Raw genomic sequence first — 26,989 nt, forward strand, 5'->3', positions numbered from 1 at the left:
GTAGGACTCACGCCTTGGCGGCCCCGCCCCGCTCCCTTCTTCGGAATCTCGAACACCTATGTCATCACGCAAGTTCGGTCTCAACCTGGTGGTGGTCCTGGCCATCGCCGCGCTGTTCACCGGGTTCTGGGCCTTGATCAACCGCCCGGTCTCCGCCCCCGCCTGGCCGGAGCAGATCTCCGGTTTCTCCTATTCGCCCTTCCGTCTGGGCCAGAGTCCGCAAAAAGGCCAGTATCCGAGCGAAGACGAAATACGCCAGGACCTGGAGCAGTTGAACAAGCTGACTGACAACATCCGCACCTACACCGTCGAAGGCACCCAGGCCGAAGTGCCGCGCCTGGCCGAGGAACTGGGCCTGCGCGTGACGCTGGGCATCTGGATCAGCAACGACCTGGAGCGTAACGAGCGCGAGATCGAAAAGGCTATCGGCCTGGCCAACACAGCGCGCAGCGTGGTGCGCGTGGTGGTGGGCAACGAAGCCCTGTTCCGCGAGGAAGTCACCCCCGAGCAACTGATCGGTTACCTCGATCGGGTGCGCGCGGCGGTGAAGGTACCGGTGACCACCAGCGAACAGTGGCATATCTGGAAGGACCATCCCGAACTGGCGAAGCACGTCGACCTGGTCGCCGCGCACATTCTGCCGTACTGGGAATTCGTACCCATGAAGGACTCGGTGCAGTTCGTCCTGGATCGTGCCCGCGAGCTGCGCAAGCAGTTCCCACGCAAACCACTGCTGCTCTCGGAGGTTGGCTGGCCGAGCAACGGCCGTATGCGCGGCGGTGCCGACGCCACCCAGGCCGACCAGGCCATCTACCTGCGCACCCTGGTCAACACCCTCAATCGGCGCGGCTACAACTACTTCGTCATCGAAGCCTACGACCAGCCATGGAAGGCCAGCGACGAAGGTTCGGTGGGCGCCTACTGGGGCGTTTACAACGCCGAGCGGCAGCAGAAGTTCAACTTCGAAGGCCCGATCGTGGCGATCCCGCAATGGCGCGCCCTGGCCGTGGCCTCGGTGGTGCTGGCGATGATCGCCCTGGCCATCCTGCTGATCGACGGCTCGGCCCTGCGCCAGCGCGGGCGCACCTTCCTCACCTTCATCACCTTCCTGTGCGGTTCGGTTCTGGTGTGGATCGCCTATGACTACAGCCAGCAATACAGCACCTGGTTCAGCCTGACCGTGGGCGTGCTGCTGGCACTGGGCGCTCTGGGCGTGTTCATCGTGCTGTTGACCGAAGCCCACGAACTGGCCGAGGCGGTATGGATCCACAAGCGACGAAGGGAATTCCTGCCGGTGCAGGGCGACAGCGCCTATCGACCCAAGGTCTCGGTCCACGTGCCCTGCTACAACGAGCCGCCGGAGATGGTGAAGCAGACCCTCGACGCCCTCGCCGCGCTGGACTACCCGGACTTCGAGGTGCTGGTGATCGACAACAACACCAAGGACCCTGCCGTGTGGGAGCCACTCAAGGCCCATTGCGAAAAGCTCGGCGAGCGCTTCAGGTTCTTCCACGTCGCGCCCCTCGCAGGCTTCAAGGGCGGTGCACTGAACTACCTGATCCCGCATACGGCCAAGGACGCCGAGGTGATCGCCGTGATCGACTCGGACTACTGCGTCGACCGCAACTGGCTCAAGCACATGGTGCCGCACTTCGCCGACCCGAAGATCGCCGTGGTGCAATCGCCCCAGGATTACCGCGACCAGCACGAAAGCGCCTTCAAGAAGCTGTGCTACAGCGAGTACAAAGGCTTCTTCCATATCGGCATGGTCACCCGCAACGACCGTGACGCGATCATCCAGCACGGCACCATGACCATGACCCGGCGCACCGTGCTCGAGGAGCTGGGCTGGGCCGAATGGTGCATCTGCGAAGACGCCGAGCTGGGCCTGCGGGTGTTCGAAAAGGGCCTGTCGGCCGCCTATGCCCACAACAGCTACGGCAAGGGCCTGATGCCCGACACCTTCATCGACTTCAAGAAGCAGCGCTTCCGCTGGGCCTACGGCGCGATCCAGATCATCAAGCACCACGCCGCCGCCCTGCTGCGCGGCAAGGGCAGCGAGCTGACCCGCGGCCAGCGCTATCACTTCCTGGCGGGCTGGCTGCCGTGGATCGCCGATGGCATGAACATCTTCTTCACCGTCGGCGCGCTGTTGTGGTCGGCGGCGATGATCATCGTGCCGCACCGGGTCGACCCGCCGCTGATGATGTTCGCCATCCCACCACTGGCGCTGTTCTTCTTCAAGGTCGGCAAGATCGTCTTCCTCTACCGCCGGGCGGTGGGGGTCAACCTGAAGGATGCCTTCGCCGCCGCCCTGGCAGGGCTGGCGCTCTCGCACACCATCGCCAAGGCGGTGCTGTACGGCTTCTTCACCAGCAGCATGCCGTTCTTCCGCACACCGAAGAACGCCGACAGCCATGGCGTGCTGGTGGCGATTTCCGAAGCCCGCGAAGAGCTGTTCATCATGTTGCTGCTGTGGGGCGCGGCGCTGGGGATCTACCTGGTACAGGGACTGCCGAGTTCGGACATGCGCTTCTGGGTGGCGATGCTGCTGGTGCAGTCTTTGCCGTACCTGGCGGCGCTGGTGATGGCGTTGCTGTCGTCGCTGCCCAAGCCCGCTGAGAAGGTTGCAGAGCCACAACAGGCTTGAGATCGCCGGGGGCGCGTTGCGCCCCTTTCGCGACACAAGGCCGCTCCCACAGGATCACCGCAGCCCAGAAGGCCTGTGCAACTCCTGTGGGAGCGGCCTTGTGTCGCGAAAGGGCCGCACAGCGGCCCCATTGGCCTGTCAGTTTGATATAAGATAACGCCCCTCTGTTTTCCCCGCCTTGCCTTGCCCCGGAGTCCTTCAATGACGGCCCCAGCCGAGCTCTCGCCCACCCTTCAACTGGCCTGCGACCTGATCCGTCGCCCCTCGGTCACCCCGGTCGACGCCGACTGTCAGACCCAGATGATGAACCGCCTGGGCGCCGTAGGCTTCCAGCTCGAGCCCATGCGCTTCGAAGACGTGGACAACTTCTGGGCCATTCATGGCACCCAGGACGGTCCGGTGCTGTGTTTCGCCGGTCACACCGACGTGGTCCCCACCGGCCCGGTGCAGCAATGGCAGCATGAGCCGTTCGACGCGCTGATCGATGCCGATGGCATGCTCTGCGGCCGTGGCGCCGCCGACATGAAAGGCAGCCTGGCCTCGATGGTGGTGGCCAGCGAGCGCTTCGTGCAGGACTACCCGAATCACCGTGGCAAGGTGGCCTTCCTGATCACCAGCGACGAGGAGGGCCCGGCCCATCACGGCACCAAGGCCGTGGTCGATTTGCTCAAGGCGCGCAACGAGCGCCTCGACTGGTGCATCGTCGGCGAACCGTCGAGCACCACCCTGCTCGGCGATGTGGTCAAGAACGGCCGCCGTGGCTCGCTCGGCGCCAAGCTGACGGTGCGTGGCAAGCAGGGCCACGTGGCCTACCCGCACCTGGCCCGCAACCCGATCCACCTTGCCGCGCCCGCCTTGGCGGAACTGGCGGCCGAGCACTGGGACGAAGGCAACGCGTTCTTCCCGCCGACCAGCTTCCAGATCTCCAACCTCAACTCCGGCACCGGCGCCACCAACGTGGTCCCGGGTGATCTGACCGCGCTGTTCAACTTCCGCTTCTCCACCGAATCGACGGTCGAAGGCCTGCAGCAACGAGTCGCGGCGATCCTCGACAAGCATCAGCTGGAGTGGTCGATCGACTGGGCACTGTCGGGCCTGCCGTTCCTCACCGAGCCGGGCGAACTGCTCGATGCGGTGTCGTCGAGCATCAAGGCGGTCACCGGCCGCGAGACGCGACCGTCCACCAGCGGCGGCACCTCCGATGGCCGCTTCATCGCCACCATGGGTACCCAGGTGGTCGAACTCGGCCCGGTCAACGCCACCATCCACCAGGTGGACGAGCGCATCCTGGCCAGCGACCTCGACCTGCTGACCGAGATCTACTACCAGACCCTGGTGCGGTTGCTCGCCTGATGCTCGCCTGCCCACTCTGCCAGGCGCCCCTGGCGCGGCTCGACAACGGCGTGGCCTGCCCCGCCGGCCATCGTTTCGACCGCGCCCGCCAGGGCTACCTGAACCTGCTGCCGGTTCAGCACAAGAACAGCCGCGACCCGGGCGACAACCAGGCCATGGTCGAAGCCCGCCGCGACTTCCTCGACGCCGGCCACTACGCCCCCGTGGCCCGCCGCCTGGCCGAGCTGGCCGCCGAGCGCCAGCCACAGGCCTGGCTGGACATCGGCTGTGGCGAAGGCTACTACACCGCGCAGATCGCCCAAGCCCTGCCGGCTGCCGATGGCTATGCCCTGGACATCTCCCGCGAGGCCGTCAAGCGCGCCTGCCGTCGCGCCCTCGAGATGACCTGGATGGTCGCCAGCATGGCCCGCGTGCCCATGGCCGATGCCAGCTGCGGCTTCATCGCCAGCGTGTTCAGCCCGCTCGACTGGCAGGAGGCCATGCGCCTGCTCGCCCCCGGCGGCGGCCTGATGCGCGTGGGGCCGACCAGCGGCCACCTGATGGAACTGCGCGAGGTGCTCTACGATGAAGTGCGCCCCTACGCCGACGACAAGCACCTGGCCCTGGTCCCGCCAGGCATGGCCCACGCCCACGGCGAGATCCTCGAGTTCCGCCTGAGCCTGGCTCAAGCCAAGGCCCGCGCCGACCTGCTGGCCATGACGCCGCACGGCTGGCGCGCCAGCGCCGAGAAGCGCGCACGGGTGATCGACCAACCCGAACCGTTCGAGGTCACCGTTTCCATGCGTTATGACTATTTCGTGCGCCAAGACTGAGCACACTGGAGCCCCTTATGCGTCAACCCGATATCGAGATCTACCTCAAGGACGACGACGTCGATCACAAGCAGATCGCCGACTGGCTCACCCAGGCCCTCGGCCCGTGCAGCGAATGGAAGCAGAAAGGCCAGACGTTCAAATGCACCGCCGGTAACATCCCGGTCACCTGGTTACCGAAAGCTGTAGGGAAATGGAACAGTCTGTACCTGGAAAGCGACCAGACGCCCTGGACCGACGACATCGCCTGCGCCCGCGCGGCCTTTGCCGCACTCAACGTGGAAGTGCGTTGCGCGCCGGGTAGCTGGACCGAGGAAGACGGGGAAGAAGATGCCGATCGCTGGATCCGCATCAGCGCCGACGGTGAACAGGAAATCACCTGGCGCACGCACTGAAGCGCAGAACTTCGCGTTCGATCGCATCAGGCTGCAAGCTCCACGGACAGCTTGCAGCTTGAAGCTCACCGCTTCAGAAGGCGGTCAGAGACCGACGACGTCCTCGGCCTGCAGGCCTTTCTGGCCTTGCACGAGGGCGTATTCAACCTGTTGCCCCTCGACCAGGGTGCGATGCCCCTCACCGCGGATAGCCCGATAGTGGACGAACACGTCCGCACCACCTTCGCGCTGAATGAAGCCATAACCCTTGGCATCGTTGAACCACTTCACATTCCCAGTCTCACGAGACGACATCTGAACTACTCCGGATTTTTATTTTGAAGATCGCCTTGCCGACACGGGTTCACCCCCCGCGCCTACGCAGCTTGCCGAAATATCCTGCAAGCGGCAGGCCGAGTATATGACAGGGAACAAAAAAAATTCATGACAGGGCGATTTTTTGCCGAATTTTGCTGAACTTACGCAGATACGGCAGACTAACGGCCTGCAAAACACCGAAACTTCACCAGGGCCTCACCCCCATGACCCGTTCCCCCCTGCGCCGCCTCATCTTCGGCGCCCTGCGTCGCGTTCTGTACCTGTGGGTGCGCTCCGAGACCATCAACCAATCCTCGCTCACCCTCAAGCTCGATCGCAGCCGGCCGGTGTTCTATGCCCTGCCCTCGCCGTCGCTCACCGACCTGGCCGTGATCGATCACGAATGCACCAAGGCCGGGCTGCCACGCCCGGTGCTGCCCGTGGCCGTCGGTCCGCTACAGGAGCCCGCGGCCTTCTTCTACCTGACCCCCGAGCCGGACTGGCTCGGCCGCCAGGACAAGCGCGGCGCGCCACCGACACTGGAGCGCCTGGTGGCAGCGATCAGCCAGCACGCCGAAGAGGACGCGCAGATCATTCCGGTGAGCGTGTTCTGGGGCCAGACCCCGGCCAGCGAGTCCAGCCCCTGGAAGCTGCTGTTCGCCGACAGCTGGGCAGTCACCGGGCGCCTGCGCCGACTGCTGAGCATTCTTGTCCTCGGACGCAAGACTCGGGTGCAGTTCTCCGCCCCCATCCATTTGCGTGAGCTGGTCGAACACAACAAGGGCCAGGAGCGCACCGTGCGCATGGCCCAACGCATCATGCGGGTGCACTTTCGCAACCTGAAGACCGCGGTGATCGGCCCGGACATCTCGCACCGGCGCAACCTGGTCAAGGGCCTGGTCCACGATCCGCTGGTGCGCCAGGCCATCAGCGACGAGGCCGAACGCGAGAAGATCCCCTACGCCAAGGCCGAAGCCAAGGCGCTGCACTACGGCAACGAGATCGCCTCGGACTACACCTACACCGCGATCCGCTTCCTCGAAGTGGTGCTCAGCTGGTTCTGGAACAAGATCTACGACGGCATCAAGGTCAATCATATCGAGCAGGTGCAGGGCATCGCCCCGGGCCACGAAGTGATCTACGTGCCCTGCCACCGCAGCCATATCGATTACCTGCTGCTGTCCTACCTGCTGTTCCGTAACGGCCTGACCCCACCGCACATCGCCGCCGGCATCAACCTCAACATGCCGGTGATCGGTGGCCTGCTGCGCCGCGGTGGCGCCTTCTTCATGCGCCGCACCTTCAAGGGCAACCCGCTGTACACGGCGGTGTTCAACGAATACCTGCATACCCTGTTCACCAAGGGCTTCCCGGTGGAGTACTTCGTCGAAGGCGGGCGTTCGCGCACCGGGCGCATGCTGCAGCCGCGCACCGGCATGCTGGCGATCACCCTGCGCAGCTTCCTGCGCTCGTCGCGCACGCCGATCGTGTTCGTGCCGGTGTACATCGGTTACGAGCGGGTACTGGAAGGCCGTACCTACCTGGGCGAACTGCGTGGCGCGAGCAAGAAGAAGGAGTCGATCTTCGACATCTTCAAGGTCATCGGCGCGCTCAAGCAGCGATTCGGCCAGGTGTACGTCAACTTCGGCGAGCCGATCCGCCTCAACGCCTTCCTCGACCAGCAGCAGCCCGGCTGGCGTCAACAGGACCTGGCCCCCCAGTTCCGCCCCGCCTGGCTCAACGACACGACCACGCGCCTGGGCGAGACCGTCGCCCGCCATCTGAACGAGGCCGCGGCGATCAACCCGGTCAACCTGGTGGCACTGGCGCTGTTGTCCACCAGCCGCCTGGCCCTGGACGAGCGCGCCCTGACCCGTGTGCTCGACCTGTACCTGGCCCTGCTGCGCCAGGTGCCGTACTCGCCGCACACAACGCTGCCCGAAGGCGATGGCCAGGCGCTGATCAAGCATGTGCTGGGCATGGACCTGCTGGCCGAGCAGAAGGACGCGCTGGGCCGCATCCTCTACCTGGACGAAGCCAACGCGGTGCTGATGACCTACTACCGCAACAACGTGCTGCACATCTTCGCCCTGCCCGGGCTGCTGGCCAGCTTCTTCCTCAGCAGCTCGCGCATGAGCCGTGAACTGCTGGGCCAGTATGTGCGCGCGCTGTATCCCTACCTGCAGGCCGAGCTGTTCCTGCGCTGGACGCCCGAGCAACTGGACGAGGTGATCGACCAGTGGCTGGCGGCGCTGGTCGAGCAGGGACTGCTGCGCCAGGAACAGGACATCTACATGCGTCCGGCGCCCAGTTCGCGGCAGTTCGTCCTGCTGACGCTGCTGGCTCGCACCATCACCCAGACCCTCCAGCGCTTCTACATGGCCACCTCGCTGCTGCTCAACAGCGGCCAGCACAGCTTGAGCGCGGAAGAACTCGAAGAACTGTGCGTGATGATGGCCCAGCGCCTGTCGATCCTGCACGGGCTGAACGCGCCGGAGTTCTTCGACAAGACCCTGTTCCGCCACTTCATCCAGACCCTGGTGCGCGAAGACGTGCTGCAACCCGACGACAACGGCAAGCTCGGCTACCACGACAAGCTCGCCGAACTGGCCGAGGGCGTGGCCAAGCGCGTGTTGTCGGCGGAGTTGCGCCTGTCGATCCGCCAGGTGGCGTTGCACCGCGATGAAACGCCGGAGCCTGTGGTAACCGAGTGACAAAGTCTTGGGCTGACAGGGGCTGCTGTGCAGCGGCCCCAATATCGGAGGCCGCACGCCGAACGAAAATCCGCTAAAGTCCCCGAGGTTGGCCACAAGCCAGCCCAACGGACACCGGAGATTCCATGAAAAAGCTCTTTATGCTGTGTTGCGCATCCCTGCTCGCGGCCTGTTCCAGCAACACCCCGTCGAACCAGGCCAGCCTGGATGGCGAAGTCTTCTACCTGCAGCGTATCGCCCTGCCGCCAGCCGCCACCTTGAGCGTCGCCCTCCAGGACGTCTCGCTGATGGATGCCCCCGCCGTGACCCTGGCCAGCCAGGCCGGCCCGGTCAAAGGCAACGTACCGCTGCCGTTCCACCTCAGCTACGACCCGGCCCAGATCAAGCCCGGCCACCGCTATGCGGTCAGCGCGCGCATCGAACTGGACGGCAAGCTGCTGTTCATCAACACCGAGCATCATGGCGTCAAGCTCGACGGCAGCGATGCGCAGCCGGTGCGGATCAAAGTCGATCCGGTTCGCTGAGCCCCGTTCCATTCTGCCCATAAGGAAATCCCCATGATTCGCACCTCTCTGCGCTTCACCACCCTGTGCGCCGGCCTGCTGCTGTCGGCCAGCGCCCTGGCCCTGTCGCTCGGCGACCTGTCCCAGAGCGACGCCTCCGGCGGCCTGAAGGACGCCCTGACCCAAGGCGCGCAGATTGCCGTCAAGCAACTGAGCACCCCAGGTGGCTTCAACAACAACCCGGACGTGCGCATCGAATTGCCGGGCAACCTGGGCAAAGCCGCCAAGGCAATGAAGATGTTCGGCAAGGGTGAACAGGTCGAAGCCCTGGAAACCAGCATGAACAAGGCCGCCGAAGCCGCCGTGCCGCAGGCTCAGGCGATCCTGGTGGACGCGGTGAAGAAGATGACCGTGACCGATGCCAAGGGCATCCTCAGCGGTGGCCAGGATTCGGCTACGCAGTACCTGAACAAGAGCAGCCGCGAGCAGATCCGCGCCAAGTTCCTGCCGATCGTCAAGCAGGCCACCGACAAGGTCGGCCTGGCCCAGCAGTACAACAACTTCGCCGGGCAGGCCGCCTCGTTGGGCGTGGTCGACGCCAAGAGCGCGAACATCGAGAACTACGTGACCGAGAAAGCCCTGGACGGGCTGTTCGAAATGATCGCCAAGCAGGAAGAGAGCATTCGCCAGAACCCGGCTGGTGCCGCTACCAGCCTGGCCAAGAAGGTGTTCGGCGCGCTCTGAAGCGTCAGGCGCCGATCGCGGGTCAAGCCCCTCCCACCGCGGGAGCGGGCTTGACCCGCGATGCTTCAACCCTTCTTCACCCTGAACCACGCCGCATACAACGCCGGCAGGAACAGCAGCGTCAACACCGTGGCCACGATCAGCCCGCCCATGATCGCCACCGCCATCGGTCCGTAGAACACACTGCGCGACAACGGAATCATCGCCAGCACCGCCGCCAGCGCGGTCAGCACGATCGGCCGGAAGCGCCGCACCGTCGCCTCGATGATCGCCTGCCAGCGATCCAGCCCCGCCGCGATATCCTGCTCGATCTGGTCCACCAGGATCACCGAGTTGCGCATGATCATGCCCGCCAGGGCGATGGTCCCGAGCATGGCGACGAAGCCGAACGGCTGGCGGAATACCAGCAGGAACAGGGTCACGCCGATCAGACCGAGGGGCGCGGTGAGGAACACCATGAACGTGCGCGAGAAACTGCGCAGCTGGATCATCAGCAGGCTCAGCACCACCACGATGAACAATGGCATGCCGGCGTTCACCGAGCGCTGGCCGCGCTCGGAGTCCTCGACCGTGCCGCCGACCTCCAGCAGATAACCGTCCGGCAGTTCGTCCTTCACCTGCTGCAGGGTCGGCAGGATCTGCTTCACCAGGGTCACCGGTTGCTGCTTGTCGTAGATATCGGCGCGCACGGTGACGGTCGGCAGGCGATTGCGGTGCCAGATGATGCCTTCCTCGAAGCCGTACTCCAGGGTCGCCACCTGCGACAGCGCCACACTCTGGTCGTTGTCGGTAGGCACTGCGAGGCTGCCCAGATTACCCAGTTCGCGGCGCTCCTCGGGGGTGCCGCGCAGGAGGATCTCGATCAGCTCGTTGTCCTCGCGATACTGGCTGACAGTGCTGCCGGTCAGCGAGCTCTGCAGGAAGCTGGACAAGTGCGCTGTGCTCACGCCAAGTGCACGGGCGCGATCCTGATCGATGTCCAGGTACACCGCCTTGCTCGGCTCCTCCCAATCGAGGTGAACGTTCACCACATGGGGGTTCTCGCGCACCTTGGCCGCTACCTCGCGGGCCAGCGCGCGGACCTTCTCGATGTGTTCGCCAGTCACCCGGAACTGCACCGGATACCCCACGGGCGGGCCGTTCTCCAGGCGCGTGACCCGTGAGCGCAGGTCCGGGAACTGTTCGTCGAGCGTGGCGATCAGCCAGCTGCGCAGGCGCTCACGGTCCTCCAGCGACTTGGCCAGCACCACGAACTGGGCGAAGCTCGCCGCCGGCAGTTGCTGGTCCAGCGGCAGGTAGAAACGCGGCGAACCGGTGCCGACATAGGCGACGTAATTGTCGATGCCTTCCTGCTGCTTGAGCAGCGCTTCCAGACGCTTGACCCGCTCGGCGGTATTGTTCAGCGAGGCGCCTTCGGCCAGCTTCAGGTCGACCATCAACTCCGGACGCCCGGAGGCCGGGAAGAACTGCTGCGGCACGAACCGGAACAGCAGGATGCTGCCGACGAACGCGGCGATGGTCAGCAGGATCACGGTCTTGCGCCGCCGCACGCACCACTCCACCACGCGTCGCACGCGCTGGTAGAAGGGGGTGGCATAGGGGTCGTGCGCAGACCCGCGCGCCGCGTGCAGCTTGGCCAGGTCCGGCAGCAGGCGCTCACCCAGATAGGGCACGAACACCACGGCGGCGACCCATGAGGTCAGCAAGGCAATGGTCACCACCTGGAAAATCGAGCGGGTATACTCGCCGGTGCTCGACGCCGCGGTGGCGATCGGCAGGAAGCCCGCCGCGGTAATCAGGGTGCCGGTGAGCATCGGGAAAGCGGTGCTCGACCAGGCATAGCTGGCGGCCTTGAGCCGGTCGTAGCCCTGCTCCATCTTGATCGCCATCATCTCCACCGCGATGATCGCGTCGTCCACCAGCAACCCCAGCGCCAGCACCAGCGCGCCCAGCGAGATCTTGTGCAGGCCGATGCCGAAATAGTGCATGGCGGCGAAGGTCATGGCCAGCACCAGCGGGATCGCCAGCGCCACCACCAGTCCGGTGCGCAGCCCCAGGGAGAAGAAGCTCACCAGCAGGACGATGACCAGCGCCTCGACCAGCACCTGCACGAACTCGCCCACCCCAGCCTTCACCGCCGCCGGCTGGTCGGAGACCTTGCGCAGTTCCATACCCGCCGGCAACCCTTGGGCCAGGCGGGCGAACTCCCCTTCCAGGGCCTTGCCCAGCACCAGGATGTCGCCACCGTCCTTCATCGACACGGCCAGCCCGATGGCGTCCTCGCCCATGAAGCGCATGCGCGGCGCGGGCGGATCGTTGAAGCCACGGTGCACGTCGGCGACGTCGCCGATACGGAAGGTGCGGTCACCTACGCGGATGGGAAACTGGCGGATCTGCTCGACACTGTCGAAGCGCCCGCTGACACGCAGCTGCAGGCGCTCGCTGGGCGTCTCGAAGAACCCGGCGGTGCTCACCGCGTTCTGCTCGCGCAAGGCCTGCTGCACGGCCGCCAGCGGCACGCCCAGGGTAGCCAGCTTGACGTTGGACAGTTCGATCCAGACCTTCTCGTCCTGCAGACCGACGAGCTCGACCTTGCCTACGTCCTTGACCCGCTGCAGCTGGATCTGGATACGGTCGGCATAGTCCTTGAGCACCGCATAGTCGAAGCCGGTTCCGGTCAGCGCGTAGATGTTGCCGAAGGTGGTGCCGAACTCATCGTTGAAGAACGGCCCCTGCACTTCGGGCGGCAGCGTGTGCTTGATGTCCGCGACCTTCTTGCGGATCTGGTACCACAGCTCGGGTATGTCCTTGGAGTGCAGCGAATCGCGGGCCATGAAGGTGACCTGGGATTCGCCCGGCCGGGAGAACGAGACGATCTTCTCGTACTCGCCGGTCTCCATGAGCTTCTTTTCGATGCGCTCGGTGACCTGGCGCGACACCTCCTCGGCGGTCGCTCCCGGCCACAGGGTGCGGATGACCATGGCCTTGAAGGTGAAGGGTGGATCTTCGCTCTGTCCGAGCTTGGTGTACGACATGGCGCCAACCGCCGCCAGCAGGATCATCAGGAACAGCACGATCTGGCGGTTGCGCAGCGCCCACGCGGAAAGGTTGAAACCCATCGGGACTTACTCCTTGACCGCCAGGTTCACTTCACGATTGCTGCGGTCCACGGGCCGCACTTGCTGCCCCTCGCGCAGCACATGGCCGCCAGCGGCCACCACCCAGTCGCTGGCCTGCAGCCCTTCGAGCACCGGCACGCTGTCGGCGCCATAGGCGCCAAGGCGCACCATCACCCGTTGCAGGCGGTTGTCCTTGCCAACCCGCCAGACATAGGCCTGGCCAGCCTCGGCGGTGACCGCCGACAGTGGCACCGCCAATGGCGAGCGCTCGCCGTGGGCGATGAACACCCGCGCGCTCTGGCCCAGTTCGGCGGGATTACCGGTGGAGGTAAAGGCAATTCGCGCGGCAAAGGTGCGCGAGCGCGGATCCGCCGCCGGAGACAGTTCGCGAATCCGGCCTTCGAAGCGCTCGTTGGGATGCGACCACAACTCGACGCTGACCGTCTGTCCAACCGCGAAGCGGGCGAACTGCTGTTCCGGCAGGCCGATGGCCACCTCTCGCTCGCCGTCGGCGGCCAGGGTGAACACGGTCTGCCCGGCGGCCACCACCTGCCCCACCTCAACTTGGCGCCTGGCGATCACGCCAGCCTGGGGTGCGCGCAGCACCGCATACTCGGCCTGGTTGCCGGCCACTTCGTATTCGGCCTTGGCCTGTTTCAGACGGGCCAGGCCGGCGCGGTAGAGATTCTCGGCATTGTCGAACTGGGAGTGGCTGACCATCTGTCGGTCCACCAGTTTCTGATAACGGTCGCGCTCGGCGCGCACCAGGGCCAGATTGGCTTCGGCGGCGGCCAGCTGGGCGCGATTGGCCTCCAGTTGCAGCCTCACGTCCTGAGGATCGAGCTCGGCCAGTGGCTGCTCGGCCTTCACCCGCTGCCCCTCCTCCACCAGGCGCCTGCTGACCTTGCCACCAATGCGGAAGGCCAATTCCGGTTCGAAACGCGCCCGCACCTCGCCCGGATAGCTGTCGGCGGAAGCCTCGGCAGGCTGTGGCTGGATCACCAGCGCAGGACGCAGCGCCGCAGGCGGCGCGGCCTCCTGGCCGCAAGCGGTGAGCAGCACGATGGCGGCAGGCAAGGCGAGGGATAACGCACGACGCAACATGATGGGGGACCTTTGGCAGAGGACGCATCGAATATTTATACTGGCGAGTATATTAAGTCAGCGAACAGGGCCGGGGAAGCAGGCAGCCACGAGAAAATCCGCAATAGCGTCGCGACGTACGCTACAGCCGGACAGCCCGCGACCCGGTAAGATGCTCAACTTTCACAGCAGATGCGGATTCCAATGTCCAACGACGCACCCATCGGCCCCGGCCGGCCCAAGGACCTGGCCAAGCGCGAGGCCATCCTAGAAGCCGCCAAGGACCTGTTCCTCAGCCTTGGCTACGCCAACACCAGCATGGATGCGGTCGCTGCGGCGGCAGGTGTTTCAAAACTCACCGTCTACAGCCACTTCACCGACAAGCAGACGCTGTTCGGCGCGGCGGTGATGGCGACCTGCCAGAACCAGCTGCCTGATCTGATGTTCGAATACCCCGAAGGGGTGGCGGTGGAAGATGTGCTACTGAATATTGCACGCGGGTTCCAGGCACTGATCAGCAGTGACGAGGCGGTCAAGCTGAGTCGCCTGATCATGGCCTTGGGTAGCCAGGATCCGGGGTTCGGTCAGTACTTCTATGAGGCCGGGCCCAAACGCGTGCTGGCGGGCATGGAGGCGCTGCTGCGTGGTGTCGATCAGCGGGGGCTGCTGCGGATAGACAACCCGTTGCGGGCGGCTGAGCATTTCTTCTGCCTGGTCAAGGGGGCGCCGGATTATCGATTGTTGCTGGGGTGCGCGCCGGCGCTGAGTGGGGATGAGGCCGAGGCGCATGTGCGGGAGGCTGTGGGGGTTTTTGTTCGGGCTTTTCGAGGGTAGTTCGGCTTCGGCTTCGGCTTAGAGAGTGCTGGTTTTGAGGGTTGTATGCGCATTCATTGACGATGGCGACGCATAGTCACCTTTCCGCCCTTACGGCGGCCTACTTTTTTCTTGGAAAAAGTAGGCAAAACCGCCCGCTCCGTTCATCCGGCCCCTGCGCTGCGCTCCGGGGTCCCCTCGCTCCGGCCTTGCTCCCGGGAGGACCGCGCTGAACGCCCCATCCTGGGGCGCAGCGCTTGACGGGCATCCATGCCCGTCACCTCCCTCCGCAAGTCCTGCGCTCGGCCTACTGAAGTCGCAATTTGTGGCGCCTGAACTATCGCGCGCTTAGAAGCAAGAGCAAGAGCAAGAGCAAGAGCAAGAGCAAGAGCAAGAAGTGCGAAGTTATTTACTTGACAGTTATATATATTGGCTGTTTCGACCTGTCGCGGGACAAGCCCGTCCCTACAAAGATTTATATATCGATGACTATTGCGTGGCAGCGGGTTTGCCCTGCGATGGAATAGAGAGATTAATTACATACTCAACTAGCGACAGCTGCGCCAGTCCAGGCGCCGCCCGTAACTTCGCGACTTCAGGAGGCCGAACGCAGGACTTGCGGAGGGAGGTGACGGGCATGGATGCCCGTCAAGCGCTGCGGCCCAGGATGGGCCGTTCAGCGCGGTCCTCCCGGGAGCAAGGCCGGAGTGAGGGGACCCCGGAGCGGAGCGCAGGGGCCGTATGAATGGAGCGAGCGGCTTTGGTTACTTTGGCCAAGACCAAAGTAACCCGCCGTAAGGGCGGAAAGGTGACTATGCGTCGACATCGCAAATGAATGCGCATACAACTTTCAAAACAAACCAACAAACCAACAAACCAACAAACCAACAAACCAACAAACCATAAAATACAAAAGCGCCAGAAGTTCATCTAAAAACCCCTGGCGCCCGAAAAACCAAATCAGACTTCAACCAAACGGCCGCAACCCCTGCCTCATCCCAAACAGAAACAGCAAAAGATCATGATCCGGCTCAGCCCGCGCCTGCTCAGGCTTGACCTCACGAGGCGCAGCGCACACCCCGCCGATCTCGGCCTTGCTGAACACCGTCGGCCTCGGCTGCTCCCAGGCCGCCGCCGCCGCGGTCGTGACCGCCAACGCCGCCACCAGGAACAAAGCTCGAGCGATTTCTAGTTTCATTGCTCTAACCCTTTGACAGCGCTGCCAAACGCCATTTGGTAAAAATAGAGCAAGGTCTGCCATTGCGCCTCATTGAGCGACGAGTGGCGACGCAGCTGACGCAGGTCGTTGTATGCCGCGCGCTGGCAACGAATCCGCCGCCGGCATTTCTCCAGATCCAGCAACGCGACTTCGACCCGGGCCTGATCGCCCTCGCCGATCACCTTGATGAACACATGCTTGCCATACAGGCAGCCATGCTGCCAATGCCCCAGGTGCATGCGCGCCAGGTTGTCGGCCAGGTCCTTGAGCATGCGCTCGTGCACTGCCTGCGGATAGCGCTCACGGGCACCTTCAGCGTGCCAGGTGTCCAGGTCGACGAACCCATCCAGCGCCTCGCTCACCAGCAGCGCACGCCACTGGTGATCGGCGTCGCGCTCGGCACCGGCATAGACGATACGCGGCACCCGCACGCCCAACTGCTCGAAACTGTGCAGGGCATCGAGCTCGCGCAGGACCGTGGGCCGCCCGAACGGGTGCAGCAGGCTGCGATAGATATGCCCGACCTGGCGCTTGGCATACAGCAAGTGACCCTCGGCATCGCTCAGACGCTGCACGCCGCTTTCACCACCGCGCCGCTGGTTGGGTTCCTCCACCCACTCACCCTGCTGCTGCCAGTAATAAGCGAACTGGCTGGACTCGTTCTGGGCTACCGTCATCAATCTCTACCCCTTGCGCAATACGTACACTCGCCACATGGCATAGAACGGCAGGAAGTCGAGACGTTCCTGGATTCTGAAGCCCGCCGATGTAAATTCTTCTTCCACTGTAGCCGCCGGTAACACAAACCGGTTCTGGTAGCTGTCCTGCTCCTTTTTGGCGCTGCGCCGCGCTTCGAGTTTCTTGCGCCGCCACGCCTTGAAGTTGCCATCCACCCACAGCGAGAGAATCACGCTGTCTCGGCTAACGCGTTGAAATTCCGAAAGAATTGCTTTGCGGTGAGCCGGATCGCCAATGTGATGGAACAGGCGCATGCAGAAGATGCTGTCCACCGCATTGTCCGGCAGGTCGATCGCGAAAGCGGAAGTCTGCAAGGGGCGTACCCGAGCCACCACCTCTGGCGGTTGTGCCGCACAGGCTGTCTCGATCATCGCGGCGGAGTTGTCGGCACCGATGATGACGCGGTTGGCCTTTTCCGCCAGCAACGGCCAGAAACGCCCGGCACCGCACGGCAGGTCGAGCACCAGGCCCGGTTCCCCGGCCAGCGCCAGCGCACGACGGGCCAGCTGCTCGTCGCGCTGGTGGGAAAGGCGCCGGGCCAGGCCATCCTGATGCTTGAGGAAATACTCGCGGGCATGGTCCCGGTCGTACTTTTCCGAAAATTCGAGTTTGATGGGGCTACGCATTGGGCATCTCCTGACTCAGTGCGCCCACCTTAGGCAGGCGAGCGTTGGTTTCAGGTCATGCCCATGTGAAAAATCTGTCAGTGCACCGGCCAGGTGTTACAGAAAGTTAACCCGGATCCAATATACCGTCGGCGTCCCGCGCAGCCCTGGTGCCTTGGCTCAGGTCCACCTGGAAACGGCAGCCGTGGGGCAGCGTCGCCGTCAGGGTCACGCGCCAGCCCTGGTCATCGCAGATCCGCTGCACCAGCGACAGGCCAAGCCCCAGCCCCTCGCCGCGGCGCTCGTCGCCACGCACGAAAGGCCGGAACATCGCCTCGCGCTGCTCCTCCGGAATGCCCACCCCGCTGTCCTCGACGCTGAAGCCATTGGGCTCCAGGCTCAGACGGATGTAACCCGTGTCGGTGTAATGCGCGGCATTGCGCAGCAGGTTGCCCATGACCGACTGCAGGAAGGTGGCGTTGTACAGCACCGGGCTGGCGCTGACCCGACCATCGTAGTAAAGCGTCAGCCCCTTCTGCTCGATGGTGTCGCGCCATACGCCGATCAGGTCGTCGCCCACCTCGCGCAAGGTCGCGCGCGAGGCGATGGCCCCTTCGTCACGCTGGGCGCGGGCGAGCATGAGGAAAGTCTTCACCAGCTCGCGCATCTCCTCGGTCGCCCGGGCGATACGCTCGACCTGGCTGCGCGAACGGGTGTCGAGGCTGGGGTTTTCCATCAACAGCTCGCAGGACGTGGCGAGAACCATCAACGGCGTACGCAGCTCATGGCTGACATCACTGGTGAACAGCCGCTCCCGGGTCAGGGCATCGCGCAGGCGCCCGAGCGTATCGTCGAACGCAACCGCCAGCTGGCCAACCTCGTCCGCGGCGTAGTCCGGCGCCAGTGGTGGGGCCAGGCCCAGCAGCTGATCGCGGTGACGCACCTGGCGCGCCAGGCGGATGACCGGCGCCATGACGCGTCGCGCCAGCAGCCAGCCGAGGATCACGGCAAGCGCCAGGCTGAGCACGAAGCCCACCACCACCACGGCGAACAGCACCCGCTCGCGCTCCTCGAAATCGCTCTGGTCCTGCAGCAGCACATAGCGTCGGCCATCGACGATCTCGACCATGGCGTGGTACGAGAGCTGATCACGGAACACCTCGTGGAACCCTGCATCCAGGTGACGCAGATCCTTGGGCAGCTCGAAATCGTCGCGCCCGCCGCTGAAGTAGAACAACTGGTCCGGGCGCGGCCGGTGGCTCCAGTCGCTGACGCTGTCCATCCGCAGCAGGCGCTGCAGGTCGCCGCCCAGTACCGACGAGATCAATCGCTCCTCCACCAGGTGCACCGTGGCGACGATGCCGAAGGCGAAGGCTCCGGCGACCAGCGCGCTCATCAGCGCGAAGGCGATGATGATGCGCTGGGCAAGGCTTTGCCTAAACTCCATCGCGACCCTCGGCGAGGCGATAGCCGACGCCATGGACGGTATGCAGCAGAGGCTTGTCGAATGGCTTGTCGATCACCTGGCGCAACTGGTGGACGTGGCTGCGCAGGCTGTCGCTGTCCGGGCAATCGTCGCCCCACAGCGCCTCTTCCAGGACTTCGCGGCGCAGCACGTGGGGGCTCTTCTGCATCAGCACCGCGAGCAGCTTGAGACCGACCGGATTGAGCTTCAACAGCCGCCCCTGCCGGGTGACCTCGAGGGTATCCAGGTCGTAGCTCAGGTCAGCCACCTGCAGCGCGCGTCGACCGCCGCCCTGGGCACGGCGCAGTACCGCCTCGATGCGAGCGGCCAGCTCGGAAAGGGCGAAGGGCTTGAGCAGGTAATCGTCGGCACCGGAGCGAAAGCCTTGCAGGCGGTCATCCAGCTGGTCGCGGGCGGTGAGCATGATCACCGGCGTATCGCGGCGCGCGTCCTCGCGCAGGCGTTTGCACAGCGTGTAGCCGTCGATGCCGGGGAGCATGATGTCGAGCACGATCAGGTCATAGTGCTCGGTGGCGGCCAGGTGCAGGCCAGACAGCCCATCCTGGGCACAGTCGACGGTATAGCCTTTCATGCCGAGATAGTCGGCCAGGTTGGCAAGGATATCGCGGTTGTCTTCAACCAAAAGAATGCGCATGGGGTCTCCTGTGCGGCGCTTCGCAGGGCGCGGCAGGCGCAGCTTAAGGCCATCGCCCGCACGGTGCCAGCCCCGATGCGAAATCAGCGAACTTGACAGTTTTTTCACCGATCCTTCACGGACACAGGATAGCGGGCACCCGACAATGCCCGGTCTTTTCCTTCCCCCTGGAGTCACCATGCAGGCATCCGTCCGTCCTCGCCCGATCAATCCGTGGCTGTACCTGGGTATCCCCTTCGTCACCATCGTGGCCCTGATTCTGCTGGAATGGACCTCGCTGGACATGGACCTGGCCAATCTGTTCTACGACCAGGCCGCCGGCCAGTTCATCGGCCGCCACAGCTACCTGCTGGAAACCATCCTGCATGACCGGGTCAAGCAGGGCGTGATCCTGCTGGGCCTGCTGAGCATCGCCGCCTTTGCCTCCAGCTTCTTCTGGAAACGGCTGTTCGGCTGGCGACGCGAACTTGGCTGCCTGGTGCTGGCGTTGGGCCTTTCCACCGCGTTCGTCACCCCGCTCAAGCAACTGACCCAGGTGCAGTGCCCGTGGAGCCTGACCCAGTTCGGTGGCAAGGAAACCTACAGCAAGCTGCTCGAACCGCGCCCGGCCACCGACAAGCCCGGGTTGTGCTGGCCAGGTGGCCATGCGGCGACCGGATTCTGTCTGTTCGCCCTGTTCTTCGTGCTGCGCGACCGTAAGCCACGCCTGGCCCGGGCGGCGTTGGCCGTGGCCTTCGTGGCGGGGTCGATACTGTCGATCGGACGAATGATGCAGGGCGCGCACTTCCTGTCGCACAACGTGTGGACGGCAGTGTTCTGCTGGTTGATCGGGCTGGGCTCGTACTACCTGGTCCTGTACCGGCGTGGCCTAGTGAAAGTGCCAGTCATCGAGCGCACCGTCGCCTGATTCGCGGGTAAACCCGCGAAGAGGCTGATACAGAAAAACGAAAAGCCCCGGTTCTCGCGAACCGGGGCTTTCCTTGGTGCAGGGGGTAAGGCTGGCTTACATCATGCCGCCCATGCCACCCATGCCGCCCATGTCAGGCATGCCAGCGGCTGGCTTGTCTTCCGGCAGGTCGGCAACCATGGCTTCGGTGGTGATCATCAGACCGCCGATCGAAGCTGCGGCTTGCAGGGCCGAGCGGGTGACCTTGGCTGGGTCCAGGATGCCCATCTCGATCATGTCGCCGTATTCGCCGGTAGCGGCGTTGTAGCCGTAGTTGCCCGAACCTTGCTTGACCTTGTCAGCGACAACGCTTGGCTCGTCGCCGGCGTTGGCAGTGATCTGGCGCAGCGGCGCTTCGACCGAGCGACGCAGCAGGGCGATACCGACGTTCTGGTCTTCGTTGTCGCCCTTGAGGCCTTCAACGGCCTGCAGGGCACGAACCAGAGCAACACCGCCGCCAGGCACCACGCCTTCTTCGACGGCTGCGCGGGTAGCGTGCAGGGCGTCTTCGACACGGGCCTTCTTCTCTTTCATCTCGACTTCGGTGCCGGCACCAACCTTGATCACGGCAACACCGCCAGCCAGCTTGGCCAGACGCTCTTGCAGCTTCTCACGGTCGTAGTCCGAGGAAGTCTCTTCGATCTGGGCACGGATCTGCTTGACGCGTGCTTCGATGTCGGCGTCGGAGCCTGCACCGTCGATGATGGTGGTGTTTTCCTTGGACAGGATGACGCGCTTGGCGTTACCCAGGTGCTCCAGGGTGGTGGTTTCCAGGGTCAGGCCGATTTCCTCGGAGATGACCTGGCCGCCGGTCAGGGTGGCGATGTCCTGCAGCATGGCCTTGCGGCGATCGCCAAAGCCAGGTGCCTTGACCGCGGCAACCTTGACGATGCCACGCATGTTGTTCACCACCAGGGTGGCCAGGGCTTCGCCCTCGACATCCTCGGCCACGATCAGCAGCGGACGGCCGGCCTTGGCAACGGCTTCCAGGACTGGCAGCAGCTCGCGGATGTTGGAGATCTTCTTGTCGACCAGCAGCAGCAGCGGGCCTTCCAGCTCGGCAACCATGGTGTCCGGCTTGTTGACGAAGTACGGCGACAGGTAGCCACGGTCGAACTGCATGCCTTCGACGACGGACAGTTCGTTTTCCAGGCCCGAGCCTTCCTCGACGGTGATCACGCCTTCTTTACCGACTTTTTCCATGGCTTCGGCGATGATTTCACCGATGGAGGTGTCGGAGTTGGCGGAGATGGTGCCTACCTGGGCGATGGCCTTGGAGTCGGCGCATGGCTTGGACAGGCTCTTCAGCTCGGCGACGATGGCGGCGGTGGCCTTGTCGATACCGCGCTTGAGGTCCATCGGGTTCATGCCGGCGGCAACGGCCTTGAGGCCTTCGTTGACGATGGCCTGGGCCAGGACGGTAGCGGTGGTGGTGCCGTCACCGGCAGCGTCGTTGGCCTTGGAAGCGACTTCCTTGACCAGCTGGGCGCCCATGTTCTCGAAGGCGTCTTTCAGCTCGATCTCTTTGGCGACGGAAACGCCGTCCTTGGTGATGGTCGGCGCGCCGAAGCTCTTGGCCAGGACCACGTTGCGGCCTTTCGGGCCGAGGGTCGCCTTGACGGCGTCAGCCAGGACGTTGACACCAACCAGCATTTTCTTACGGGCGGAATCGCCGAATTTTACGTCTTTAGCAGCCATGATCGTTTAATCCTTGGAATTCTTTGGAGTAACGGGAAGTCGGGGAAATCAGCCTTCGATGACGGCCAGGATTTCGTTTTCGGCCATGACCAGCAGGTCTTCGCCATCGACTTTCACGGTGTTGCTGCCCGAGTAAGGGCCGAAAACCACTTTGTCACCCACTTTCACGGCCAGCGAGCGTACTTCGCCGTTGTCCAGGATGCGACCGGTGCCGACGGCGACGACTTCGCCGCGGTTTGGTTTTTCAGCGGCCGAACCCGGCAGGACGATACCGCCAGCGGTTTTCGATTCTTCTTCGCTGCGACGGATGACGACGCGGTCATGCAGAGGACGAAGCTTCATTGTCGATCTCTCCCAAATTGTGGTTTTCATCGGCCGGTGTCAGCACCGGCAGGTGGATACGGTCCGGCGTTGCCGGTCAGGGCCCGCGTGGAGCGAACCCTGTGTGTCATGTCCGGTGAACTCACCGGAAACCTTGCGGTGACCACTACATGAGGCCGCCTTGTTCGATTACAAGGCTTGCCGTAGAAAATTTTTCACCGGGTCTTTGAAACGATACGTGGGAGCGGGCCTGCCCCGCGACAGGCCTGTCGCGGGGCAGGCCCGCTCCCACGCGGATTCGAGCAGGCGCGCTAAGGGTTACTTGTCGCGCCGCTCGTACTCGCCCTCGATCACGTTCGGACGATGGCCGCCATCACGCGGCTGCGCCTGGAACGGGTCATCCTGGAACGCCCGCTGGCGCATGGCCTGCTCCTCGGCGCGACGGCGCAGCTTGCCCGCCACCAGGCGACGAGTGAACGGCAGCAGGCACAGCACACCGAGCACGTCGCTGATGAAGCCCGGCAGCAACAGCAGGCCACCACCGACGGCCAGCATCAGGCCCTGGAACATGTCCTCGGCGGGCAGTTCGCCGCGCTGCAGGCTCTCCCGGGCACGCAGGGCGGTGGCCAGGCCGGCCACACGCATCACCAGCACACCCAGGGCGGAGCCGGCGATGATCAGCAGCAACGCGGGGAAGAAACCGATGGCAGCGCTGACCTTGACGAAGACGAACAACTCCAGCACCGGAAAAATCAGAAACAGCAATAGAAAAGCACGCATCCACAATTCCTCGACGGAAGAGAATCTTCCCGTAAGACCTCAAATGGATGCGCATGCTCGGATTTTCAACCCTCGGCGGCTGCCGCAACCGGCCACTGATCGGCGCGAGCCAGCAGAACCAGGGCTTCGCGGACTTGTGTCGGCGTATTGCAAGTGCTCGGAAACGCCAGCCAATGGACCCCCTGACCGATGCGCAGGTGCATGCCCTCGCTGTCGATACCGACCATTTCGGCCGGAGCGCTTCGCGGCAGATCGGTCAGTTCGACGTAATGGGCAATGGCGTTGGCGTGATCGCTGTTCATGTGCTCGATCATGCTGGTCTCGGCCTTGCCGGCGAACGGATTGGCCTGCGTGACCTGGTCGAGCCAATGGATCGCGCCAAAGCCGCCGATATAGCGATGACGCACCGGCTCCAGCACCCAGAAGTCGAAATCGTGAGCCTGGTGGTAGTTGGCCGACTCCGGGAAATAGCGGTAGTAGCGGGTCGCGGCGGCTTCGATCGCTGTTTCGTCGGTCAACTTGCGCGCCTCGGCCATCACCGTCAGGCGGCCGACCGCCTGGACGTCCTCGGCATCACGCTCGCCCACCAGCAGCGAACACTTGGGGTCCTTCTGCAGATTGTGGGTGTGCTGGGCGATGCGGCTGATGAGGATCAGTGGATGGCCCTCGGCGTCGAGGCAGTACGGCACCACCGAACCAAAGGGGAAGCCAGGCATCGACTTGGAATGGGTGCAGAGGACGCCACGGTACTCCTTGAGCAGCAGTTCCCGGGCGGGGCGAAGGGCGTTGGTACTCACGGAAGGGGCTCCTGGCGATCGACTCGATGGATGACAAGATAAGCATTATCACCCGCCACTGCCACTGGGTCTGCTGCGCAGACCATCGCCGGCAAGCCGGCTCCCACAGGGTGTAGGTGCTCCTGTGGGAGCCGGCTTGCCGGCGATGGCGCGCGCGGCGGCACCTGCGATCTACCAGGTAACACCGAACCCGGCGGTGTAGCGGGTCTTGTCCAGATCGCTGTCACTGGTGCCCTTGATCAGGTCCTTCTCCGCCTTGAGGTTGAGCGAGGCCCATTCGGTGACCTTGTAGCGCAGCCCCATCTCGGCATCCAGCGAGTAGTCGGCCACGCCACCCAGTGGCTTGCCGAACTCGCCATTGGTGAAGAACTCCACCTTCTTGCCGATCAGGTAGCGGTTGTAATCCCATTTCACCGCGGCGGAATAGAAGTTGTCCTTGCCGCCGTCGCGGTACTCGAAGTCGGTGCGGTTGATCAGCGAGCCCAGCGAGAACGCGCCCAGCTCGTTATCCCAGAACTGGTAGCCCGGGCCGGTACCGACGGTACGCTGGCGGGCCAGGTCCTCGATCTGGTCGCGCTTGTATTCGAGGCGCCCCTGCCAGAACCACTTCTCGGTGATGAAACGGTCGAGGGCGTACTCGGCGCTCCAGTTGTTGGTGGTGGTGACGTCGTCCTTGGTCTCGCGGTTGTATTCGCCTTCGGCGTTGTGTCGCCAGCGACCATGACGGGCAGTGGTCTTGAAGCTGACGTCGTAGTCGTCGCTGTCGGTTTCGGCGCGTTTGTAGTCCATCGCCACATCGACGTTGCCCTTCCACAGGAAGTCCTCGACCATCGGCCGTGGCTTCATGATCTGCTCGATGCTGGCCAGCTCGACGGTCTTCGGCGCATCGCCGTTGGCCAGCGTCACCTTGCCTGGCTCGGCGGCCTGGAGCGACTTGGCCTTCTCGCCGGAGTAGGCGTCCTGCTTGACCAGCAGCTCCTGGTCGCTCTCCAGCGTCCGCACCTGCTTCCAGTCCAGGGCGATGGAGCCACCATAGGGGGTTTCCAGCAGCAGCTTGCCGCCATCGAAGACCTTGATCTTGCCGCTCAGGCGGTCACCGTTCTTCATCCAGACGGTGTCGGCGAGCACAGGGGTACACAGGGAGGCAGCGATGAGGCACAGCAGGGTTCTAGAAGGCATAAGCACAGTAGGGGTTCGATTTGACGAAAAAAGCCGGGCATTATCCAGATACCGACAATCTGAGCAAGGACAGACCCGGACCATGCCGATGAGTTCCACCCGCCTTTGCCCCGACCGCCTGTCCGGTTTCATCCACAGCCCAGGTATGCCCTGATGCCAACGCCCCCGCCCTCGCCACCGGAAGACGCCGAAGCCCGACGAATGGCGCTCTACTCGGTACTCGGCCAGATTCCGCCCGGCAAGGTGGTCAGCTATGGGCAACTGGCCGACCTGGCTGGCCTTGGCCGCGCGGCTCGCTGGGTCGGCCGTACCCTCGGCCAGTTGCCCACCGACACCCGCCTGCCCTGGCATCGGGTCATCGGTGCCGGTGGGCGGCTGAGCCTGGCACTGGGCACGCCATCGGGCGACGAACAGCGCGCCCGGTTGCGCGCGGAAGGCGTGAATGTGACCAATAATCGTGTGGATATGGCGCGCCATGGCTGGCGCCCGATGGAGCACAGCGGTTAGAGTGCGCGCTTTGTTTTCGCAAACCTTGAGGCAGATGTTGGCCCATGCCCCGTAAAACCTGGCGCGCTGCGCTCGCTGCCTATGCCAGCCCGTCAACTTTGGTGCTTTTGCTGCTCGGATTCGCCGCCGGCCTGCCGTACATGCTGGTGTTCTCGACGCTTTCGGTGTGGCTGCGCGAAGCGGGCGTGGCGCGCGAGACCATCGGCTACGCCAGCCTGATCGGCCTGGCCTATGCCTTCAAGTGGGTCTGGTCTCCCCTGCTCGACCAGTGGCGCCTGCCGCTGCTCGGCGGCATGGGCCGCCGCCGTTCCTGGCTGCTGCTGTCGCAGGTGCTGGTGGTGCTGGGCCTGATCGGCATGGGCTTCTGCGACCCGCAGAAGCACCTGTCGTGGCTGATCGCCCTGGCCGTACTGGTGGCCTTCGCCTCCGCCACCCAGGACATCGCCGTCGATGCCTATCGCCTGGAGATCGCCGACGACCAGCGTCAGGCCGCGCTGGCCGCCAGCTACATGGCCGGCTACCGGGTCGCCGCCCTGCTCGCCACTGCCGGCGCACTGTTCTTCGCCGAATGGTTCGGCTCCACCGGTTTCAGCTACCTGCATCAGGCGTGGACTGGCACCTATGTGCTGTTCGGCGTGCTCATGCTGCCCGCGGTGTTCACCACGCTGGTGATGCGCGAGCCTGCCGTCCCCTTGCGCACCCAACTGTCGGCCGCCCGCTACGGGCTGATGCACCAGCTGGCTTCAGTGTTCGTGCTGATCATCCTGCTGGTCTCGGTGCCGGCCAGCTTCACCCAGATGTTCAATACCGACTGGGCGAGCGTGGTGTTCGGTGATTCGACCATGCTCGACCTGCTGCTCGAAGACCGCGCCTTCCTGCGCCTGATCCTCTACGTGCTGCTGACCTGGGCCTGCCTTTCGTCCCTGGGGCGCCGGGGTCTGGCGCCGGTGCTCACCCCGGTCAACGACTTCATCGCGCGCTATCGCTGGCAAGCCCTGCTGCTGCTCGGGCTGATCGCCACCTACCGCATGTCCGACACGGTGATGGGCGTGATGGCCAACGTGTTCTACATCGACATGGGCTTCACCAAGGACCAGATCGCCAGCGTCAGCAAGATCTTCGGCCTGATCATGACCCTGGTCGGCGCCGGTGCCGGCGGCCTGCTGATCGTGCGCTTCGGCATCCTGCCGATCCTGTTCATCGGCGGCGTGACCTCGGCGGCCACCAACATCCTGTTCCTGATGCTGGCCGACATGGGGCCGAACCTGGAAATGCTGGTGGTGACCATTTCCCTGGACAACTTCAGCTCAGGCCTGGCCACCTCGGCGTTCGTGGCCTACCTGTCGAGCCTGACCAACCTCAAGTTCTCCGCCACCCAATACGCCCTGCTCAGCTCGATCATGCTGCTGTTGCCGCGCCTGATCGGCGGTTACTCGGGGGTGATGGTGGAGAAGTTCGGCTACCACGATTTCTTCCTGATCACCGCCCTGCTGGGCGTGCCGACGCTGATCCTGATCGCCCTGCACTGGCGGCAGGAGATCGGCCGGGGAAAGCCGGTGCCGGCGCAGAGCCCGGCGGCTGAGCAGAACTAGATCT

General features: G+C 64.2%; 24 protein-coding genes. 11 read left to right on the top strand and 13 right to left on the bottom strand.

The annotated features are described in order from the left end of the window. Window positions 1–58: 58 nt before the first annotated feature. From N7422_RS02840 to N7422_RS02855, 4 genes are all read left to right on the top strand, one after another. Complete coding sequence (locus N7422_RS02840) at window positions 59–2,650, top strand: glycosyltransferase (protein WP_279805057.1); 2,592 nt, start codon at window positions 59–61, stop codon at window positions 2,648–2,650. 201 nt (window positions 2,651–2,851) lie between these two features. Beyond that, window positions 2,852–4,003 carry a succinyl-diaminopimelate desuccinylase gene (gene dapE, locus N7422_RS02845; protein WP_279805059.1) on the top strand — a complete coding sequence of 384 codons (1,152 nt, stop codon included), beginning with the start codon at window positions 2,852–2,854 and terminating at the stop codon, window positions 4,001–4,003. After that, the gene (locus N7422_RS02850; RefSeq protein WP_279805060.1) at window positions 4,003–4,815 is read left to right on the top strand and encodes a putative RNA methyltransferase; all 813 of its coding nucleotides are present in this window, start codon (window positions 4,003–4,005) and stop codon (window positions 4,813–4,815) included. Before dapE ends, N7422_RS02850 begins: the two co-directional genes overlap by 1 nt. 17 nt (window positions 4,816–4,832) lie before the next feature. Continuing rightward, entirely contained in the window at window positions 4,833–5,210 is a 378-nt protein-coding gene (locus tag N7422_RS02855) for a hypothetical protein (RefSeq protein WP_279805061.1), read from the top strand. An 84-nt stretch (window positions 5,211–5,294) separates the two neighbouring features. Here N7422_RS02855 and N7422_RS02860 read toward each other — a convergent pair whose 3' ends face one another. Then, on the bottom strand, window positions 5,295–5,504 hold the full coding sequence (locus N7422_RS02860) for a cold-shock protein (RefSeq protein ID WP_011535295.1): 210 nt from the start codon (window positions 5,502–5,504) through the stop codon (window positions 5,295–5,297). 227 nt (window positions 5,505–5,731) lie between these two features. Here N7422_RS02860 and plsB point away from each other — a divergent pair, with 227 nt between their 5' ends. The 3 genes from plsB (at window position 5,732) to N7422_RS02875 (ending at window position 9,468) form a co-directional block, all read left to right on the top strand. Then, window positions 5,732–8,221 (top strand): glycerol-3-phosphate 1-O-acyltransferase PlsB, encoded by a 2,490-nt coding sequence (plsB, locus tag N7422_RS02865; protein ID WP_279805063.1) that lies wholly within the window; start codon window positions 5,732–5,734, stop codon window positions 8,219–8,221. A 125-nt stretch (window positions 8,222–8,346) separates the two neighbouring features. Further along, window positions 8,347–8,745: a YbaY family lipoprotein gene (locus tag N7422_RS02870; RefSeq protein WP_279805065.1), complete on the top strand. Its 399-nt coding sequence runs from the start codon at window positions 8,347–8,349 to the stop codon at window positions 8,743–8,745. A 33-nt stretch (window positions 8,746–8,778) separates the two neighbouring features. Further along, window positions 8,779–9,468: a DUF4197 domain-containing protein gene (locus N7422_RS02875; RefSeq protein WP_279805067.1), complete on the top strand. Its 690-nt coding sequence runs from the start codon at window positions 8,779–8,781 to the stop codon at window positions 9,466–9,468. Between the two features lie 65 nt (window positions 9,469–9,533). Here the strand turns inward: N7422_RS02875 and N7422_RS02880 are convergent, their stop codons facing one another. Both N7422_RS02880 and N7422_RS02885 read right to left on the bottom strand, forming a co-directional pair. Continuing rightward, on the bottom strand, window positions 9,534–12,587 hold the full coding sequence (locus N7422_RS02880; RefSeq protein WP_279805068.1) for an efflux RND transporter permease subunit: 3,054 nt from the start codon (window positions 12,585–12,587) through the stop codon (window positions 9,534–9,536). 6 nt (window positions 12,588–12,593) lie between these two features. Further along, window positions 12,594–13,691 (bottom strand): efflux RND transporter periplasmic adaptor subunit, encoded by a 1,098-nt coding sequence (locus N7422_RS02885; protein ID WP_279805069.1) that lies wholly within the window; start codon window positions 13,689–13,691, stop codon window positions 12,594–12,596. 171 nt (window positions 13,692–13,862) lie between these two features. Between N7422_RS02885 and N7422_RS02890 the strand changes: the two genes are divergently transcribed. Further along, the gene (locus N7422_RS02890; protein ID WP_279805070.1) at window positions 13,863–14,504 is read left to right on the top strand and encodes a TetR/AcrR family transcriptional regulator; all 642 of its coding nucleotides are present in this window, start codon (window positions 13,863–13,865) and stop codon (window positions 14,502–14,504) included. Window positions 14,505–15,450: 946 nt separating this feature from the next. Here N7422_RS02890 and N7422_RS02895 read toward each other — a convergent pair. From N7422_RS02895 to colR, 5 genes are all read right to left on the bottom strand, one after another. After that, on the bottom strand, window positions 15,451–15,681 hold the full coding sequence (locus N7422_RS02895; protein ID WP_279805071.1) for a hypothetical protein: 231 nt from the start codon (window positions 15,679–15,681) through the stop codon (window positions 15,451–15,453). Further along, on the bottom strand, window positions 15,678–16,379 hold the full coding sequence (locus tag N7422_RS02900) for a lipopolysaccharide kinase InaA family protein (protein ID WP_279805073.1): 702 nt from the start codon (window positions 16,377–16,379) through the stop codon (window positions 15,678–15,680). Before N7422_RS02900 ends, N7422_RS02895 begins: the two co-directional genes overlap by 4 nt. Window positions 16,380–16,385: 6 nt before the next feature. Then, entirely contained in the window at window positions 16,386–17,066 is a 681-nt protein-coding gene (locus N7422_RS02905) for a class I SAM-dependent methyltransferase (RefSeq protein WP_279805074.1), read from the bottom strand. 106 nt (window positions 17,067–17,172) lie between these two features. Beyond that, on the bottom strand, window positions 17,173–18,492 hold the full coding sequence (locus N7422_RS02910) for a HAMP domain-containing sensor histidine kinase (protein WP_279805075.1): 1,320 nt from the start codon (window positions 18,490–18,492) through the stop codon (window positions 17,173–17,175). Then, window positions 18,482–19,165, bottom strand: coding sequence for a two-component system response regulator ColR (gene colR, locus N7422_RS02915; protein WP_279805076.1), 684 nt, complete (start codon window positions 19,163–19,165; stop codon window positions 18,482–18,484). The genes N7422_RS02910 and colR overlap by 11 nt, the downstream gene beginning before the upstream one ends. Before the next feature lie 178 nt (window positions 19,166–19,343). Between colR and N7422_RS02920 the strand changes: the two genes are divergently transcribed. Beyond that, the gene (locus N7422_RS02920) at window positions 19,344–20,072 is read left to right on the top strand and encodes a phosphatase PAP2 family protein (RefSeq protein WP_279805077.1); all 729 of its coding nucleotides are present in this window, start codon (window positions 19,344–19,346) and stop codon (window positions 20,070–20,072) included. Window positions 20,073–20,168: 96 nt separating this feature from the next. Here the strand turns inward: N7422_RS02920 and groL are convergent, their stop codons facing one another. The 5 genes from groL to N7422_RS02945 all read right to left on the bottom strand — a co-directional run bounded on the left by groL (window position 20,169) and on the right by N7422_RS02945 (window position 24,886). Further along, window positions 20,169–21,809, bottom strand: coding sequence for a chaperonin GroEL (gene groL, locus N7422_RS02925; RefSeq protein WP_279805078.1), 1,641 nt, complete (start codon window positions 21,807–21,809; stop codon window positions 20,169–20,171). Between the two features lie 48 nt (window positions 21,810–21,857). Then, window positions 21,858–22,151, bottom strand: a complete 294-nt coding sequence (locus tag N7422_RS02930; RefSeq protein ID WP_279805079.1) for a co-chaperone GroES — start codon at window positions 22,149–22,151, stop codon at window positions 21,858–21,860. Between the two features lie 297 nt (window positions 22,152–22,448). Next, a complete protein-coding gene (locus tag N7422_RS02935; RefSeq protein WP_279805080.1) occupies window positions 22,449–22,910 on the bottom strand; it encodes an FxsA family protein in 462 nt (153 codons plus the stop codon). A gap of 65 nt (window positions 22,911–22,975) precedes the next feature. Beyond that, window positions 22,976–23,707 carry a HugZ family protein gene (locus N7422_RS02940; RefSeq protein WP_279805081.1) on the bottom strand — a complete coding sequence of 244 codons (732 nt, stop codon included), beginning with the start codon at window positions 23,705–23,707 and terminating at the stop codon, window positions 22,976–22,978. Window positions 23,708–23,878: 171 nt separating this feature from the next. Further along, complete coding sequence (locus N7422_RS02945) at window positions 23,879–24,886, bottom strand: DUF481 domain-containing protein (protein WP_279805082.1); 1,008 nt, start codon at window positions 24,884–24,886, stop codon at window positions 23,879–23,881. A gap of 153 nt (window positions 24,887–25,039) precedes the next feature. Between N7422_RS02945 and N7422_RS02950 the strand changes: the two genes are divergently transcribed. Both N7422_RS02950 and N7422_RS02955 read left to right on the top strand, forming a co-directional pair. After that, window positions 25,040–25,393: an MGMT family protein gene (locus N7422_RS02950; RefSeq protein ID WP_279805083.1), complete on the top strand. Its 354-nt coding sequence runs from the start codon at window positions 25,040–25,042 to the stop codon at window positions 25,391–25,393. Window positions 25,394–25,437: 44 nt separating this feature from the next. Next, complete coding sequence (locus N7422_RS02955) at window positions 25,438–26,985, top strand: AmpG family muropeptide MFS transporter (RefSeq protein WP_279805084.1); 1,548 nt, start codon at window positions 25,438–25,440, stop codon at window positions 26,983–26,985. The last annotated feature ends 4 nt before the right edge of the window (window positions 26,986–26,989 follow it).

The sequence above is a fragment of the Pseudomonas sp. GD04091 genome, assembly GCF_029836165.1.
In the GTDB taxonomy this organism is placed as follows: domain Bacteria; phylum Pseudomonadota; class Gammaproteobacteria; order Pseudomonadales; family Pseudomonadaceae; genus Aquipseudomonas.

Coding starts and splice junctions, on each gene's coding strand:
- N7422_RS02840 (WP_279805057.1), top strand. CDS start 59: ATGTCATCACGCAAGTTCGGTCTCAACCTGGTGGTGGTCCTGGCCATC.
- dapE (WP_279805059.1), top strand. CDS start 2,852: ATGACGGCCCCAGCCGAGCTCTCGCCCACCCTTCAACTGGCCTGCGAC.
- N7422_RS02850 (WP_279805060.1), top strand. CDS start 4,003: ATGCTCGCCTGCCCACTCTGCCAGGCGCCCCTGGCGCGGCTCGACAAC.
- N7422_RS02855 (WP_279805061.1), top strand. CDS start 4,833: ATGCGTCAACCCGATATCGAGATCTACCTCAAGGACGACGACGTCGAT.
- N7422_RS02860 (WP_011535295.1), bottom strand. CDS start 5,504: ATGTCGTCTCGTGAGACTGGGAATGTGAAGTGGTTCAACGATGCCAAG.
- plsB (WP_279805063.1), top strand. CDS start 5,732: ATGACCCGTTCCCCCCTGCGCCGCCTCATCTTCGGCGCCCTGCGTCGC.
- N7422_RS02870 (WP_279805065.1), top strand. CDS start 8,347: ATGAAAAAGCTCTTTATGCTGTGTTGCGCATCCCTGCTCGCGGCCTGT.
- N7422_RS02875 (WP_279805067.1), top strand. CDS start 8,779: ATGATTCGCACCTCTCTGCGCTTCACCACCCTGTGCGCCGGCCTGCTG.
- N7422_RS02880 (WP_279805068.1), bottom strand. CDS start 12,587: ATGGGTTTCAACCTTTCCGCGTGGGCGCTGCGCAACCGCCAGATCGTG.
- N7422_RS02885 (WP_279805069.1), bottom strand. CDS start 13,691: ATGTTGCGTCGTGCGTTATCCCTCGCCTTGCCTGCCGCCATCGTGCTG.
- N7422_RS02890 (WP_279805070.1), top strand. CDS start 13,863: ATGCGGATTCCAATGTCCAACGACGCACCCATCGGCCCCGGCCGGCCC.
- N7422_RS02895 (WP_279805071.1), bottom strand. CDS start 15,681: ATGAAACTAGAAATCGCTCGAGCTTTGTTCCTGGTGGCGGCGTTGGCG.
- N7422_RS02900 (WP_279805073.1), bottom strand. CDS start 16,379: ATGACGGTAGCCCAGAACGAGTCCAGCCAGTTCGCTTATTACTGGCAG.
- N7422_RS02905 (WP_279805074.1), bottom strand. CDS start 17,066: ATGCGTAGCCCCATCAAACTCGAATTTTCGGAAAAGTACGACCGGGAC.
- N7422_RS02910 (WP_279805075.1), bottom strand. CDS start 18,492: ATGGAGTTTAGGCAAAGCCTTGCCCAGCGCATCATCATCGCCTTCGCG.
- colR (WP_279805076.1), bottom strand. CDS start 19,165: ATGCGCATTCTTTTGGTTGAAGACAACCGCGATATCCTTGCCAACCTG.
- N7422_RS02920 (WP_279805077.1), top strand. CDS start 19,344: ATGCAGGCATCCGTCCGTCCTCGCCCGATCAATCCGTGGCTGTACCTG.
- groL (WP_279805078.1), bottom strand. CDS start 21,809: ATGGCTGCTAAAGACGTAAAATTCGGCGATTCCGCCCGTAAGAAAATG.
- N7422_RS02930 (WP_279805079.1), bottom strand. CDS start 22,151: ATGAAGCTTCGTCCTCTGCATGACCGCGTCGTCATCCGTCGCAGCGAA.
- N7422_RS02935 (WP_279805080.1), bottom strand. CDS start 22,910: ATGCGTGCTTTTCTATTGCTGTTTCTGATTTTTCCGGTGCTGGAGTTG.
- N7422_RS02945 (WP_279805082.1), bottom strand. CDS start 24,886: ATGCCTTCTAGAACCCTGCTGTGCCTCATCGCTGCCTCCCTGTGTACC.
- N7422_RS02950 (WP_279805083.1), top strand. CDS start 25,040: ATGCCAACGCCCCCGCCCTCGCCACCGGAAGACGCCGAAGCCCGACGA.
- N7422_RS02955 (WP_279805084.1), top strand. CDS start 25,438: ATGCCCCGTAAAACCTGGCGCGCTGCGCTCGCTGCCTATGCCAGCCCG.